The organism is Streptomyces sp. NPDC090798, from assembly GCF_044768965.1.
Taxonomy (GTDB): domain Bacteria; phylum Actinomycetota; class Actinomycetes; order Streptomycetales; family Streptomycetaceae; genus Streptomyces.
Genome location: NZ_JBIVXA010000024.1, coordinates 153277 through 168104, shown reverse-complemented (window position 1 = coordinate 168104; position 14828 = coordinate 153277). Strand labels below are relative to the sequence as shown.

Annotated in this window: 13 protein-coding genes; 10 read left to right on the top strand and 3 right to left on the bottom strand. The window is 69.6% G+C overall.

The window, feature by feature from the left end; translation table 11 throughout:
- Nucleotides 1-186: 186 nt before the first annotated feature.
- Nucleotides 187-1152 carry an ArsR/SmtB family transcription factor gene (locus ACIQTP_RS38015; protein WP_403408556.1) on the bottom strand — a complete coding sequence of 322 codons (966 nt, stop codon included), beginning with the start codon at nt 1150-1152 and terminating at the stop codon, nt 187-189.
- 145 nt (nt 1153-1297) lie between these two features.
- Here ACIQTP_RS38015 and ACIQTP_RS38010 point away from each other — a divergent pair, with 145 nt between their 5' ends.
- Nucleotides 1298-2500: an MFS transporter gene (locus ACIQTP_RS38010; RefSeq protein ID WP_403408554.1), complete on the top strand. Its 1203-nt coding sequence runs from the start codon at nt 1298-1300 to the stop codon at nt 2498-2500.
- A gap of 149 nt (nt 2501-2649) precedes the next feature.
- Nucleotides 2650-3492: a calcium-binding protein gene (locus ACIQTP_RS38005; RefSeq protein WP_403408552.1), complete on the top strand. Its 843-nt coding sequence runs from the start codon at nt 2650-2652 to the stop codon at nt 3490-3492.
- A gap of 118 nt (nt 3493-3610) precedes the next feature.
- Here ACIQTP_RS38005 and ACIQTP_RS38000 read toward each other — a convergent pair whose 3' ends face one another.
- The gene (locus ACIQTP_RS38000) at nt 3611-4294 is read right to left on the bottom strand and encodes a GntR family transcriptional regulator (RefSeq protein ID WP_403408550.1); all 684 of its coding nucleotides are present in this window, start codon (nt 4292-4294) and stop codon (nt 3611-3613) included.
- A gap of 210 nt (nt 4295-4504) precedes the next feature.
- On the opposite strand from ACIQTP_RS38000, the gene ACIQTP_RS37995 reads away from it, so the two are divergent.
- The 5 genes from ACIQTP_RS37995 (at nt 4505) to ACIQTP_RS37975 (ending at nt 11489) form a co-directional block, all read left to right on the top strand.
- A complete protein-coding gene (locus ACIQTP_RS37995; protein WP_403408548.1) occupies nt 4505-5239 on the top strand; it encodes a rhomboid family intramembrane serine protease in 735 nt (244 codons plus the stop codon).
- A 376-nt stretch (nt 5240-5615) separates the two neighbouring features.
- Nucleotides 5616-6791 (top strand): acyltransferase family protein, encoded by a 1176-nt coding sequence (locus ACIQTP_RS37990; protein WP_403408546.1) that lies wholly within the window; start codon nt 5616-5618, stop codon nt 6789-6791.
- 765 nt (nt 6792-7556) lie between these two features.
- On the top strand, nt 7557-8945 hold the full coding sequence (locus ACIQTP_RS37985; RefSeq protein WP_403408544.1) for a S8 family serine peptidase: 1389 nt from the start codon (nt 7557-7559) through the stop codon (nt 8943-8945).
- 377 nt (nt 8946-9322) lie between these two features.
- Nucleotides 9323-10819 carry an FAD-binding oxidoreductase gene (locus ACIQTP_RS37980; RefSeq protein ID WP_403408542.1) on the top strand — a complete coding sequence of 499 codons (1497 nt, stop codon included), beginning with the start codon at nt 9323-9325 and terminating at the stop codon, nt 10817-10819.
- 319 nt (nt 10820-11138) lie between these two features.
- Nucleotides 11139-11489: a hypothetical protein gene (locus tag ACIQTP_RS37975; RefSeq protein ID WP_403408567.1), complete on the top strand. Its 351-nt coding sequence runs from the start codon at nt 11139-11141 to the stop codon at nt 11487-11489.
- Between the two features lie 13 nt (nt 11490-11502).
- Here ACIQTP_RS37975 and ACIQTP_RS37970 read toward each other — a convergent pair whose 3' ends face one another.
- Nucleotides 11503-12501 carry an NADPH:quinone reductase gene (locus tag ACIQTP_RS37970; protein WP_403408540.1) on the bottom strand — a complete coding sequence of 333 codons (999 nt, stop codon included), beginning with the start codon at nt 12499-12501 and terminating at the stop codon, nt 11503-11505.
- Between the two features lie 391 nt (nt 12502-12892).
- Here ACIQTP_RS37970 and ACIQTP_RS37965 point away from each other — a divergent pair, with 391 nt between their 5' ends.
- The 3 genes from ACIQTP_RS37965 (at nt 12893) to ACIQTP_RS37955 (ending at nt 14781) form a co-directional block, all read left to right on the top strand.
- Entirely contained in the window at nt 12893-13516 is a 624-nt protein-coding gene (locus ACIQTP_RS37965; protein WP_403408538.1) for a DUF6230 family protein, read from the top strand.
- Between the two features lie 76 nt (nt 13517-13592).
- Complete coding sequence (locus ACIQTP_RS37960) at nt 13593-14075, top strand: DUF6114 domain-containing protein (protein WP_403408536.1); 483 nt, start codon at nt 13593-13595, stop codon at nt 14073-14075.
- Nucleotides 14065-14781 carry a hypothetical protein gene (locus ACIQTP_RS37955; RefSeq protein ID WP_403408534.1) on the top strand — a complete coding sequence of 239 codons (717 nt, stop codon included), beginning with the start codon at nt 14065-14067 and terminating at the stop codon, nt 14779-14781. Before ACIQTP_RS37960 ends, ACIQTP_RS37955 begins: the two co-directional genes overlap by 11 nt.
- The last annotated feature ends 47 nt before the right edge of the window (nt 14782-14828 follow it).

The following is a 14828-nucleotide window of genomic DNA, read 5'->3' as shown; positions in this document are numbered from 1 at the left end:
CTCGCCCCGGAGCCGGTCCACTTCCCCCAACCTCACTCCGGGAAGCTGCCCACGATCAGCCGAGATCACTCAACGTAACGAAGCACTACTAGGACCTGTCCGGCGGATCATGCCGGAGACGCGCTTATGAGGCGCCGTTGCTTTCCTCCGACCTGATCCGCCGGACAGGCCCCAGCGGCACCGGACCTACTCCCGCTGGGCCTTGACGAGTACCTCCCCGGTGGGTGTACGGGAGTACAGCACCGACCGCCCGGCCCGCCCCCTCCGCACCAGCCGGGCGTCCAGCAGCACCTTCAGATGGCGTCCGACCGAGCCGAGACCCTGCCCGGTCAGGGCCACCAACTGGGTCGTGCTCATGGGGGAGTCGAGCAGGACGAGGACCCCGGCGCGGGCGGGTCCGAGCAACGCGCCCAGGCTCTCCGGCACGGTCCCGGGCCCGGTGTCGCAGAGCACGCCCGAGCAGGGGTAGACGACGGCGTACCGGTCCGGCTCCTCCCACGACACCCAGCCGTGCCGCTGCGGTGTGACCGGTACGAACACCAGCTCGGCGCCGGAGATCTCGCGTGGCGGGTACTCGTGGACATTGACCTGCAGCCGGTTGTCGCCGAGCCAGCGCGTACCCGGCCGCAGCGCGTCGAGGGCCGCCGCCCAGCCGCCCTGGCTCAACTGCGCGGTCCGGGCGACGACATCGGCCTCCAGGACGCGCCGCCGCCGGTCCCAGTACGGGCGTACGGCCTCGGTCCAGACGTAGGTGAGCAGGTCCGCGGCGCGCTCCGGGAGGTCGTCGCGGCGCAGGGCGGCGGGCAGCGGCCCTGCCAGGGAGACGGTGAGGTGGGCGCGGGCGTCCGCGGCCGACGCCTCCCGCACCCGGGCGACCTCCTCCTCGAAGTCGGCCTCGCCGCGCGGCGTCGGCGTCAGGAAGTCGGCGATCCAGTCCCGCCCGAGCCCGGACCGTATGAGCAGCGCGGTGACGGGGTCGGCGGCCAGCCGCCTTGCGTACGCGGGCAGATGGGCGTCACGCCAGGCCCGTTCCCCAGGGTGCGCGGCCGTCCGCGCGTGCAACAGCTTGACGGCGGCGAAGGTCTCGGCGAGCGGGGAGAGCACGAAACGGGTGCGGGCGAGGGTGTCGGCGTTGATCTGCCACCAGCCCATCCGCCCCTCCCACCGCCGCTCTCTGTCGCTGTCCGTCGCCCCGTGTGGTTTCGCCTCGCCCCTTGTGGCTCGCCTTCGCCCCGCGTGGTTTCGCTTCTCCGCGAAACAATAACGACCACGCCCGGCGCCGCCCGAGACTCCGTGCATGCGCAGCTACTCCGACCTGTTCCGCACCCGGGAGTTCACCCCTCTTTTCCTGTCCGCGGCGCTCAACGCGGCGGCCTCGACGATCGGCGGCCTGGCCGTCGGGACACTGGTGTACGAGGCGACGGACTCGCCGCTGCTGTCGGCGGTGAGCATGTTCGGACCCCAGCTCGCGCAGGTGGTCGGCGCGACCACCCTGCTGTCGGCGGCGGACCGGCTGGCGCCGCGCGCCACGATGACGGCCATCGCCCTCTCCTTCGCCGTCGGTACGGCGGTGATGGCGACGCCGGGACTTCCGGTCCGGGGGCTGTTCCCCCTGATCTTCGTCCTGGGTCTCGTCTCGTCCCTCGGCGGCGGTGTCCGCTGGGGTCTGCTGAACGAGGTCCTGTCCAAGGACGGGTTCCTGCTGGGCCGTTCGGTCATGAACATGGTGGCCGGCCTCGCGCAGATCACGGGCTACGCGACGGGCGGCGTCCTGGTGGCGGTGCTCTCGCCGAGGATCACCCTGGCGAGCGCGGCGGCCCTGTATCTCGCGGCGGCCCTGGTCACCCGCTTCGGCATGACCCGGCGGCCGCCGAGAGCCACCGGCCGCCCCTCGATCGCGCGGACCTGGCGCACCAACGCGCTGCTGTGGTCCTCGCCCCCGCGCCGGACGACGTACCTGCTCCTGTGGATCCCGAACGGTCTGATCGTCGGCTGCGAGTCCCTGTACGTGTCGTACGCCCCGGACCGGGCGGGTCTGCTCTTCGCCTTCGCGGCGTTCGGCATGTTCGTGGGCGATGTGACGACGGGCCGTTTCATCCCGCCCGCGGTCCGCGGCCGCCTGGGCGTTCCGTTCCTGCTGCTCCTGGCGGCGCCGTATCTGCCCTTCGCGCTGGGGCCGGGGGTGGCGGTGGCGGCGGGCGCGGTCGCCCTCGCCTCGGTCGGCTTCGGGGCGAGTCTGATCCAGCAGGAACGCCTGATGGCCCTGACCCCGGAGGAGCTGAGCGGGCACGCCCTGGGACTGCACTCCTCGGGCATGCTCACGATGCAGGGGGTGAGCGCGGCGCTGGCGGGAACGATCGCCCAACTCACCTCGCCCGGAACGGCGATGACGGTGATGGCGGTCACATCGGTCGCGGCGACACTGCTGATTTCGAGCCCCCGCCAACACCCGGAAGTATCCACACCACAACAGAAGCAACCAGAAGTGAACTCACTCTGAACCCCGAAAGGTTGTGCGACGGCGGCCACAACTCCCCCTCGGAGGACGTCGTCGAACGGGATGACCACACGCGCACAGACATACGCGCGGACCTCATCGGCCCCTGGGGCCCCGTTGGGCCCATCGGGCCCCGTGGAGGAGAACCGATCATGTTCAGTCGCCGCATCACCGCTCTGCCGAGGGCGCTGGCGCTCGCCACCGCCGCCGTGGCCGTAACCGTCGCCGCCCCCGCGGCACACGCCGCCCCCGCCAAGAGCGCGACCGCGGTCGTCGTCGGCCAGAAGCTGTACTACACGGCGGCCGCCGGTCAGACGAACCATCTGTCCATCTCCTGGGCGCTCGGCGCGACCGACCCGGGATCCCAGCTGAGCGACTTCATCTACACCTTCGACGACACCGTCAAGATCTCCCTCGGCGCGGGCTGCGTCCGCCCGGCCGGCGGCGACGACACCAAGGCCGTCTGCACGGTCACGGAGCCCAACACCTCGGCGTCCGACCTCGACTCCCTGATCGTCGATCTCGCAGACGGCAACGACACCGCGACGACCAGCGACACCAGCGGCGGGAACACGAGGATCTACGGCGGGCCGGGCAACGACACCCTGACCGGCCACGGCGTCGACGTCCTCTACGGCCAGGGCGGCAACGACCGTCTCTCCGGAGGCGGCGGGGTCTACGACGAGGGCGCGAACGGCGGCGCGGGCAACGACACCCTCATCGACTGCAGCGCCGAGTGCCACGGTGGCGCGGGCAACGACAGCCTGTCGGGCACAAGCGGCGACAACTCCCTGTTCGGCGACGACGGCGACGACAAGCTGTACGGCAACGCGGGCCGCGACCTCCTCCAGGGCGGCCGCGGCAACGACACCCTGTACGGCGGCGCGGGCGACGACAGGCTGTACGGCAACAGCGGCAACGACGTCCTGCACGGAGGCGCCGGCAAGGACTTCCTGTCCGGCGGCCCCGGCCGCAACAAGACGTACCAGAACTGACCCGTTCAACGGGGTGGTCGGGCGGGCGTGAGGAACGCGGCCCGACGGGCACTCGGTCCCTCTGGGGCCGAGAGCCCGTGTCCGGCCAACGGGCACTCTTCCGGTCGTCCCCCTGAGGTCAGGGCTTGCCCGTCCCGGACCCCTCGACGGCGCGCAGGGCCTCGATGACGCTGGCCACATGAGCGCGGGCGGCCGCCTCGGCGCGCTGCGGATCACGCGCGGTGATGGCCTCGACGAGGGCGAGGTGTTCGCCCAGGGAGACCTGGGGGCGCCCGGACTGCAGGGCCAGCCGGAACTGGTGGCGGACGATCTGCGCGTTCAGACGGGTGAGGAGTTCGGCGGCGGTGTCCTGGCCGGAGATGTCCCGGACGAAGTCGTGGAGTTGGCGGTTGAGTTCGGAGTACTTCAGGGGCTCGGCGGCCTGGACGGCGGCACGCAACTGCTCGCCGAGCTCGAGGAGTTGCGTGCTCTGCGCATCGGTGACCCGTTCGGCGGCCTTGGCCGCGCACAGCCCCTCGAGCACCATGCGGCACTCGTAGATCTCCACCGCCTCGCTCACGGACACGGTACGGACCCGGGCCCCGCGGTTGCGGATCCGCTCCACAAGACCGTCGGCGGCGAGATCGACCAGCGCGGCTCGCACACTGGCCCGCGTGACATCGAACTGCTCGGCCAACTCGGCCTCGACCAGGCGCTGTCCTGGCGCCATGTCACCGGCCAGGATGGCCCTGCGCAGCGCGACGAGGGCCTGCTCCTTGGCCGCGGCGCCGCTGCCTTTGGCACTGCCGGTAGCTGGGGGCACGTACGTACTCCTTCGGTCTCGAGCTCCTGGAGCGCCTCGGGCTTCCCTGAGCTCTCGGCTCTCCTTGGAGATGGTTACCGACCGTAGGATGGGTACACAAAATCGTCAACAATCCGGCCCGGACAGTGGGGATCCGGGCCCGGTGGCTGCTGGCATTCTGGGGGTGTGGTCGTGGAGCGGATGTGGATCCGCCGGGGAGGGGAGCGTGCCATGGGTGGGGCGGAGCGGGATCGGGTCGGTACGGGGCCGCTGGGTCCCGAGCAGATGATCGCGGAGGCGCGGAAGGCGTTCTTCGTGATGTTCGGGTTCCTGGCGCTGATCTGGCTGGCGCAGCTCGCGAACTTCGCCGACCACTACGCACTCTCGCGGGACTACGGAGTGGTGTCCGGCGACACCGGCACGCTGCCCAACATCGTCACCGCACCCTTCCTGCACTGGAACTGGGCACACATCGAGAGCAACTCGGGACCGCTGTTCGTCTTCGGATTCCTCGCCGCCTACCGGGGAGTGGTCCGTTTCCTCGGGCTGAGCCTGCTCATCGTGGTGACCAGCGGTCTTACGGTCTGGTTCCTCGAGCAGGGCAACGTGGACACGGTCGGCGCCAGTGGCCTGATCTTCGGGTACTTCGGCTATGTCGTGGTGCGCGGACTCTTCGACCGGCACCTGATCGACACGCTGATCGGTGTCGTCATGGCGGCCTCCTTCGCCTACATGCTCACCGTGGCGGTGCCCGGGACGCCGGGGGTGAGCTGGCTGGGGCACCTCGGGGGCCTGGTCGGCGGCCTGGTCGGGGCCTGGCTCTTCAGGGACCGACGCCCCCGGCCCGCCAAGGACACCCACTCCGGCGGCGGCACCGGCCCGACCACCCGCGGCGCCCTCCAGCCCCGCGCCGACAGCCCACGCGCCGACCTCCACAAGGAACTCGGCGACCTGGGCCTGCTCTAGGCCCTGTCGTAGCTGGATTCGGTGAGCGGCGACAGTAACTGGTGGTGAAGCAGGGCCTGGCGATGGAGGGCGATCGCCGCGCCCGGGCTTCCCTCGCCCTGCTCCGCCCTGCTCCGCCTTGCTCCGCCCCCGGCCCCGTCGCATGCGGCCTGGCTCACACCGATAGGCCCGTATTGCGCGGTGGACTGTGGGTACGCGCCATCCGTGGGCCTCGGCGGCGCCGTCATCCACCCCTGAAGGGCACAAATCCGGCAACCTTGTCATTTGACCGTCGGGCACGTGATCGGTGGCTCCCGCGGCCTGTCCGTTAATAGAAGGACGACCCTGGAACGGGGGACGCATGACCCAGGCGGATGATCGCAGGGGACTGGCCGGCGTGGCCACGAGACAGGGGCTCGAGGCGGCGGTCGCGGAGGAAGCGCCGTTGCCGCATACGGCCCCCGCGCCACGGGTGATCCCGGTCAGGGCGGGCGCCCGCAAGGACCGGCTCGCCGCGCTGGACGGGCTGCGATTCCTGGCGGCGCTGTCGGTGGTCCTCTTCCACTTCGTCGGCCAGACCCCCGGGGCGATGGTCGTCGTCTGGGGGCGCCCGTACCAGAGCACCTTCCCGGAGTCGCACGGCTACTTCGCCTTCGGACGGCTCGGCGTCGACCTGTTCTTCCTGATCAGCGGCTTTGTCATCTGCATGAGCGCGTGGGGGCGTACCCCGCGTGACTTCTTCATCTCACGCGTCACCCGTCTGTACCCGATGTACTGGATCGCGATCGTGGTGTCGATGTGCGTCATCTACTTCGCCGACACCCCGTTCGGGCACCCCAACCCGCGGGTGCTGTTCGCGAACTTCACGATGCTGCAGACCCCGCTCGGTGTGGCCAACCTGGACCCGGTCTACTGGACGCTCTGGCCGGAACTCTGCTTCTACCTCACCTTCGCGGTCGTGGTGTGGAAGGGCCTCACCCACCAGCGGGTGGTGATCTTCTGCGGGTGGTGGACGGTCGCCGCGGTGCTGGCGCCCAGCGCCCACATCCCGCTGCTCACGCTGATCGTGAACCCGACGTCCGCCCCGTACTTCATCGCGGGCATGGCCTTCTACCTCATGCACCGCTACCGGCCGACGCCGCTGCTGTGGGGGATCGTCGCCATGTCGTGGCTGCTGGCGCTGCACTTCCTGCTGGCGCCCCACGGCGGTCGCGTCAACTGGGCCACCTGGTCGCCGTGGCGGGGCTGGCTGATCCTCGTGACCACCGTGTTCTTCCTGCTGATGGGCGCCATCGCGCTCGGCGGGACCCGCCGGATCCGCTGGCGCGGGCTGACCGTCGCGGGCGCGATGACCTTCCCGCTGTACCTGTTGCACGACACGATCGGGATGACCGTCGCCCACCACTACGGCGACCGGATCGACCCCTCGGCGCTGGTCGTGGCCACGGTCACCGCTCTGATCGTCCTGTCGTACCTCGTGCACCGCTTCGTCGAGCGGCCGATCGCGCTGGCCATGCGGCGCTCGCTGAACACTGCCGCGTTCGGCCCGCAGCCGCCGACGCCGCGCTCCTGACGAGTAGAGTCCGTCTCTTCGCCGGGTCCCCCTGTGCGGAGTCCCCGCGGTAGGTCGTGCCACGGCCGTTTCTCCTGACCTCGTCCGTACGCGTCACCTCCCGGACTCGACCGGCTCATGCCGCGTGCGCTGCGTTATTGGGGTCGGAGGGCCACGGCGTCGATCCGTCCGCGGAATCGGTCATCTCGGCCGGGACGGGGCCAGGTTCGTCGACTGGCCGGCGCCCGAACGTGCCGTGGTGGAGGAGGCCTTCCGCCCGCTGCCGGCCCTCGCTCTGGTCGACGGTCGGTCGCCGTCGGACATCTCCGACCTCTTGGCGGGAATCGCGCACGCGACGGGTGAACTGGAGCCGTGGCTGGAGCACATGGCCGGACTTCCCGGCTCCGAGACGGACGCCGGGCTCGTCCGCCTCGCCCTCGACCGGGCGACCGAACTCCTCTGGGAGGAGTTCGGATTCACGTGGTGGTACCACCGCGACCCCCAGGTGATCGCCGCCTGGCTGCCCACCCAGCGAGCCCGCGTCGCCGCCTTCGCGCATGAAGTAGCTCCTCGGACAGGCCCCATGAGCGGACTGCGAGGGCCGTACGGGCGTCGGCTTCGTCCGCGCGCCGTGAACGTGCTGGCCAGGCAGGGCGTTCGCGCCGGAGGTGCTGTTTGGGTAAAGGGTTCGGCATCGACAGTTCAATGGTCTTGTCCTGTGCATGTCTCACTCGATGAGATGCACGGAGACCACTCCTTGCAACTCAGGACCACCCAGGGGGATTCATGCACATATCCCGTACCGGGCGCGGTGTCGCGGCTTCCACGGCCGTCACCGCCGCCCTCGCCGTCGCCGCGCTGGCGACCGCTCCGCTGGCCGGCGTCACCACCGCCGCACCCGCCGCCGTACCGCACACCAAGGCCGTCCCGGCCCTCGCCGGACACACCCTGGTCCACGACGTGGCCAGCCCGCTCTCCAGCGAGCAGTGCCAGGCCAAGTGGCACATCGCCTGTTACAACCCGCTCCAGTACCGCACCGCGTACGACCTCAACGCGCTGTACCGGAAGGGCATCACGGGCAAGGGGCGCACCATCGTCATCGTCGACTCGTACGGTTCCCCGACCGTCCAGCACGACCTCGACGTCTACAGCAAGCAGTTCGGTCTGCGCAGCACCAAGGTCAATGTGGTCAAGTGGGGCAAGGTTCCCGTCTTCGACCCCAAGAACTCGGACATGACCGGCTGGGCGGGCGAGACCACCCTGGACGTCGAGATGGCCCACGCCGTGGCGCCCGACGCCAAGATCGTCCTGGTGGAGACGGCGGTCGCCGAGACCGAGGGCACCACCGGTCTGCCGGAGATGATGGACGCCGAGAAGCACCTGATCGACCACGGCGTCGGTGACGTCATCACCCAGAGCTTCGGCGCCACCGAGAACACCTTCCCCGGTTTCGACAAGGGCGACTTCTCCAGCATCAAGAAGCTGCGCTACGCCTTCGAGGACGCGAACCGCAAGCACGTGACCGTCCTCGCCTCCTCCGGTGACGGCGGCGCGACCGACAGCACCGCGGACGGCAAGGGCTACTACAACAAGCGTGTCAACTCCTGGCCCTCCTCGGACCCGCTGGTCACCTCCATCGGTGGCACCCAGCTCCACCTGAACGACAAGGGTCAGCGCGTCAAGCCCGACAGCGTCTACAACGACTACGGCTCGGGCGGCGGCGGCCAGTCCCACGTCTTCTCCCGCCCGGCCTTCCAGAACGGCGTGAAGAACGTCGTCGGCGCCCGCCGCGGCACCCCGGACGTGTCGCTGGCCGCCGCGGTCAACGGCGGTGCCTGGATCTACTCCAGCTACGACCCGACCGCCACCGGGTGGGACGTCACCGGCGGCACCAGTGAGGCCAGCCCGCTCTTCTCGGGCATCATCGCCCTCGCCGACCAGGCGGCCGGCCACCGGGTGGGCAACATCAACGAGGCGCTGTACGGCCTCTCCCAGCGCTCCGCCCACCACGACAAGAGCGCCGGCATCGTCGACGTGAACGACGGCACGAACAACACCTATGAAGGTGTCACCGGCTACAAGGCCGTCAACGGCTACGACATGGCCACCGGCGTGGGCACCGTCGACGCCCTCCGCTTCGTGCCCGCCCTCGCCCGGGCGAGCCACCGCGGCTGACGCCACACCGCCGCACCGGGGCTCCTTCCTCCGAGAGTTGCCCCTGAGCTTTGTCCCTGAAATTCACCTCTGAGACGGCCCGGGTTCCCCACCCGGGCCGTCCGTCTGTTTATCTGTAGAAATCGAGTCGGTGGATTCGGGCTGAGAGGATCCGCATACCCGGAATTGGCGGCATGCTGATTCATGCCCGCTCGCACATATCCTCCTTTGGTATGCCGCCGGCTTCCTCGATTAGCGTGTCGGGCAAAACGGGCACGGATCGCCGTTGTTACTGTGCGGGTCCCAAGGACTGTCCACAAAGGATGTCACGCGCCAGCCGGCGGACAAGATTCGCCTTATTCGAATACTGGCGCAGTCCGGTCGAGAGGATACGGACCATGCACGATTATTCTCGTCGCGGCCTGCTCAAGGCGACGGCGGCCGCCGGCGCCGGCGCGGTGGTTCTCCCGGGTGTCGCCGCCGCGGAAGCTCCGGGCGCGAGCGCCGCGACCGAAGCGGCCGGCGACGCGAAATGCAAGTCGGCGAAACTCACCGGCCGCATCGTCCATCCCGAGGATGCCGGGTACGCGGAAGCGAGCCTCGGCTGGGACGAGCTCTTCTCTCACTATCCGCTGGTCATCGTCTACGCCCAGGAGACCCAGGACGTGGTCAACGCCCTCACGTGGGCGCGGCAGAACAACGTCGCGCTGCGGGTGCGCAGCGGCGGCCACAGCCTTGAGGGCTGGTCGAACGTGGACAACGGCATCGTGATCGACGTCAGCGAGTTGAAGTCGGTCCACATCGACACCGCCACTCGTACCGCGGTCCTCGGCGCCGGGCTCAACCAGTTGGAAGGGGTGACCGCACTCGCGAAGAAGGACCTCGCGGTGACGACCGGTACGGAGGGCACCGTAGGCCTGTCCGGTGCGACGCTCGGCGGCGGCCTCGGCTTCCTCGTCCGCTACCTCGGCATGGCCTGCGACAGCCTGACGGGGGCTGAGGTCGTCGTGCCGTCGGGTGCCGACTGCGCCAAGGTGATCAAGGCGGATCTGAAGAACAACTCGGACCTGCTCTGGGCGCTCCGCGGAGCGGGAAACGGCAACTTCGGCATCGTCACCTCGCTCACCTACAAGGCGTCTCCACTGAAGAGCGTCGCCTATCTGCAGGCGACATGGGAAGGCATCGGGGATCTCCATGGGGTCTTCGACGCATGGCAGCGTACGGCGCTGTTCGCCGACAAACGCCTTGGAACCCAGCTCGAGATCCACAGAAACCAGACCCTGCTGTTCGGGGTTCTCGCGGAAGGGTCGGCGGCAGAGGTGAAGGCGCTGCTGGCTCCGATCCTGTCGGTCGGCAATCCCAGTGTCTCGGTACAGGTCGGTAACTGGGGCGACGTATACGCGGGATTCCAGATTCCGACCAGCGCCGAGCCCGGGAACTGGAAGTTCTTCTCACAGTTCTCCAGCAAACCGTTCCCGAAGAAGGCGATCAGTATTGTCGCCTCATTCATGCGAGACGCCCCCACGGACGACAGCAACTTCTTCACCCAGGCCTTCGGCGGGGCGGTGAGGAAGGAGCCCCGCGGCGGCACGTCGTTCCCGCACCGCGACACGCTGTTCTATTCCGAGCAAGGCGCCGGCTGGGGGCCTCGTACAGGACAGCCAGGCGTCTGCGACCCACTCACCCCGCAGGCCCAGGCCTGGATCGCCGAGTTCAGCCAGGCAATGCGGCCCTACGTGGACGGCGCCTACGTCAACGTGCCGAACATCGGAATGCAGGACTGGGAGACCGCCTACTGGGGACCCAACTTCGACCGGCTGCGCAAGATCAAGGCGAAGTACGACCCCCGCAACGTCTTCCAGTACGAGCAGAGCATCCCGCCCGCGTTCTGCTGACCGAAACAACAGAAAGGTCCGGCCCGGGAGGAAACCCCTCCTGAGCCGGCCACGGTCTTCCTGACCCGCCGTTCGCGAAGTGACCGCCGTTGCGGGTCAGGACCTGTTGACGGCCGTTCGCTCTCCGACATGCCGACGCAGTGCCGTCGTGCCAGGCTGAGGGGGATCACGCCGTTCCGGGAGCTCGGCTGACCGGATGGCCCTGCCACCCAAGGAGGCCGACATGGCCGGTGACGCCGTCCGACCCGGAACGGCCAGTGCCAACCCGCGCCCATGGCATGCGCCCACGTCGAACACCACCGTCCTCGCGGCCGCACTGATGATCTTCGGTGGTGCGATGGCGATCTTCGAAGGAATCGCGGCCATCGCCAAGAACGGCCTGTTCCTCGCGACGCGTCACTACGTGTTCGAGTTCAGTCTGGCGGGCTGGGGCTGGGTGCACCTCATTCTGGGCATCGTCATCGTCCTTGCCGGATGCGCCGTGCTCAGCGGAGCGCTGTGGGCGCGCTTCTTCGGTGTGTCCGTGGCGGGGCTCGGCGCGATCGCCAACTTCCTGTGGGTGCCGTACTACCCCCTGTGGGCCCTGACGCTGGTCGCCGTCAACATCTTCATCATCTGGGCTCTGTGCACGGGTATGCGTAGCGAGGCCGACGAGGGACGGACGGCCTGAGCAGGCGCTGGGCTCACACGTCGATGAGGACCTTGCCCACCGCTCCCTTCTCGACCGCGGTGTGCGCGTCCGCGGTGCGTTCCAGCGGGAAGCGGTGCAGCGGCAGGCCCGCCTCCTCGCCCACGCGCAGCGCCCCGTCGGCGAGGGCGGCGGTGATGGCGGCGACGGCATCCCGCTTGGCCTCGGCCGGCATGGTGTAGACGAGCACGCCCTGGAAGCGCAGGTTGCCGAAGAAGGTCCAGCGGGGCAGTGTCACCTCGGCGCCGTCGTCGTAGTACGCGACGGCGCCGTTCTGGGCGGTCACCGAGACGTCAAGCCGCGCGTTCGCCGCCATCGCGACCTCCACGACGATGTCGGCACCGTCCGGGGCCACCCGGCGGATCGCCGCCGCCACGTCCTCGGCCTTGTAGTCGACGACGTGGTCCGCGCCGGCGGCCTCGGCCAGACACGCCTTGAACGGGCTGCTGACGGTGGCCACCACGGTCGCCCCCGCCCAGCGCGCCAGCTGGATCGCCATGTTGCCGACCGCGCCCGCGCCGCCGGCGACCAGCACCGTACGGCCGCGCAGCGCGCCGGGGCCGAGCCGGGCCGGGCCGCCGTCCCGCACGGTGAGGGCGCGGTGGGCCGTCATCGCGGGGATGGCGATGCTCGCGCCGAGGTCGAGGGAGGCGTGGTCGGGCAGCGGTACGGCCTGCTCCTCGCGAAGCACCACGTACTCCTGCGCCGTGCCGCCCGGACGCTGCCAGGCGGCCTCCCAGATCCAGACGCGCTGACCGGTCCTGGCCGGGTCGACACCCTCCCCGACCGCGTCGATCAGTCCGGCGCCGTCCTGGTTGGGCACCTGCTCGCCCTCACCCTGCGGGCCGGCCGTGCGCGACTTCCAGTCCGTCGGGTTCACCCCGGACACCCCGACCCGTACCCGCACCTCGCCCGGTCCCGGCTCCGGCAGGGGACGCTCGGTCAGGCGCAGCACCTCAGGGCCGCCGCCTTTCGTGTACACGATTGCCTTCATGATCTGGACAAGACCCGGCCGAGCCGTATTCTTCCCGGCACGCACCTCAGGCCCGCGGGGTCCCCTGGCACAGCACGGCGGTCCCACCGCCCGCCGGTGGCGGTTCGGGGAGGGCGACGCCGCAGCCGGGGGAACGGCATGGGGACCTGGGAACGCAGGTTCCACCGGAGTCGCCGAGGCCGCGATGCCTGTCGTCAGCTCGAAGACAACGACGGCGCCACTGCACCGCGCGTCATCCGGATGCCGCAACGGAAACCGCATCACCCATTCGGCCGACCTGACGTGCCGTCGGCTGCCGCGCCCGGAAGCCTAGGATCCGCCACTAGGGAAAGGGACGTCGCCCACCCCTGTCCGGCATCGGCGGGCCCACCTGATGACTGGAGGAGACGGGATGCTGCACCGCGCCGGCAGGACCTCCTGGAAGCGCTTCGCCGGCGTTCTCGTCCCGAGCGCCCTGGCCGTCGCGGCCCTCGGTGTCGGCATGGCGCAAGGAGCACTGGCTGCGTCGTTCCTCATCTCCGGCCAGAAGTTCCAGGTGGCCCTGGACACTCTGGACGTCCGTGGTCTGAGCATCTACAGCTTGGTGGACGTGACCAGGAAGGGCACCCTCGTGCCGGTCTTCGTCACCGGGGCCAGCCATGCGGAGATCAGCGGGCTGTGCCAGTCCGTGGTGGTCACGATCCCGGTCCTGGGCCCGTACACGCTGAGGGTCACCGGCGGCGAACGCCGCCGGGTCGAGGCGAAGAACCTGTTCCTCGACGCGACCTCCTTGTCGAGCAAACAGGCGAATTTCAACGACCTCGACATCGGTGTGGCGGCGGGAGCGGTCAGCAAGGGCCCGATCAGCCGGGAGGACAGGAAATCCCGGTTCTTCGATCCCAACGGCTTTGCCCAGCAGGCGGATTCGGCCTTCCTGAGTGACGTGCGCTTCACGACGGTCGCAGTCTCGGCCGCCACGTTCAACGTTCCGGACCTCGACGTGCGGCTCAGGCAAGGCCGCCACGAGTGCTTCTGACCCATCGGCACGCAACACGCGCCTTTCGTGCCCGCTCGCCGCACACTCCCGCCCGCCGAACACCATGGAAGCCCACGTGTTCTTCGAACGATCCGGCAGACGCCGGGACTTGCGCGTCGCCGCCACCGACGCCCGACGAGTATTCAGGACCTGGCGGGACGAACGTCCCTTCTGGGCAGGACTGTTCACCTTCGCGGCGGCCTTGCCCATCATCTACTTTCCTTACGCGCACTTGAAGTTCGGCGCCATCCCACTGGCCCTGTCGACCTCGGCCGGCGCGGGGTCGCTGATCATCGGGGTTCTGCTCGTGGCCCTGGCCGTCTCCCTCTGGTTCCACCAGCAGGCGCGCGTATTCGCAGGGATCACGGTCATTCTGCTTGCCCTCATCTCGTTTCCCGTCGCCAATTTCGGGGGCCTCCTCATCGGATTGACTTCCGGCCTGATCGGCGGATCCCTGGCCTGTGCCTGGATTCCTCCGACGGGCGCCGCCGACTCGCGGCCCGAGGCGAACCGTGCGTCAACCCCCATCCCCGCGAGTGAGGACCACGGTGGCAGGTGACGCCCCGACCGACTGTGCGGCAAGCGGGCCGGATTCCGAGCCCTGCCATCCGAGCAGTGCGGTGCCCGGCCGCTCGGCCGGCCAACTGCTGCGGCCCCTCACCTGCGCACTGGCAGTGGCCGCCCTGTCCTTGGTCCCGCAGCTCGCCACACCAGCGGCTTCGAAGGCGTTGCTCGCCCCTGGCTCCATCCCCACGTCCAAGGCACCAGCGGCTGCCGGTAAGCCGGTCGCCCCACTGCCGGACCGTCCGGCGAACGTCCTCTGGGTGCTGCGCGCCGACAGACTCGTGCTCCACGACAGTGCCTTCCGCGGCGTGGTCACCGTCCGGACCGCGGCCGGGTCCCAGCGGGTGCTGAAGTTCACCGCACGGTCGCTGGACTTCGGCGACCTCGACCTGACCGCGGGCCGCGGCCGCGCGGCGATGCGCCTGCGGGCCAAGCCCGCGACCACATCTACGGTCAAGGGCAAGGACGTGGTGACTCTGTACACCCGGAAGCTGTCCGGCACACTCGTCGGACTGGGCGGCGATCCGCTCCCGGCGGACCGCAGCGTCACCGTCACGCCCGACGCGCTGCCCCCGTGGCTCTCCCACTCCGCCGTTCCCACCCGCACCATCACCTTCGAGAACGTGACCGTTTCACAGGTCGCCCAGCTCACCGGCAACATGTCCATCGCCGGGCCGACCCTCAGCGTCGCGGCCGGGTGACTGGCACACATCCGCCGCCACCCCGTACTCAGGCTCAGCCGGGACTC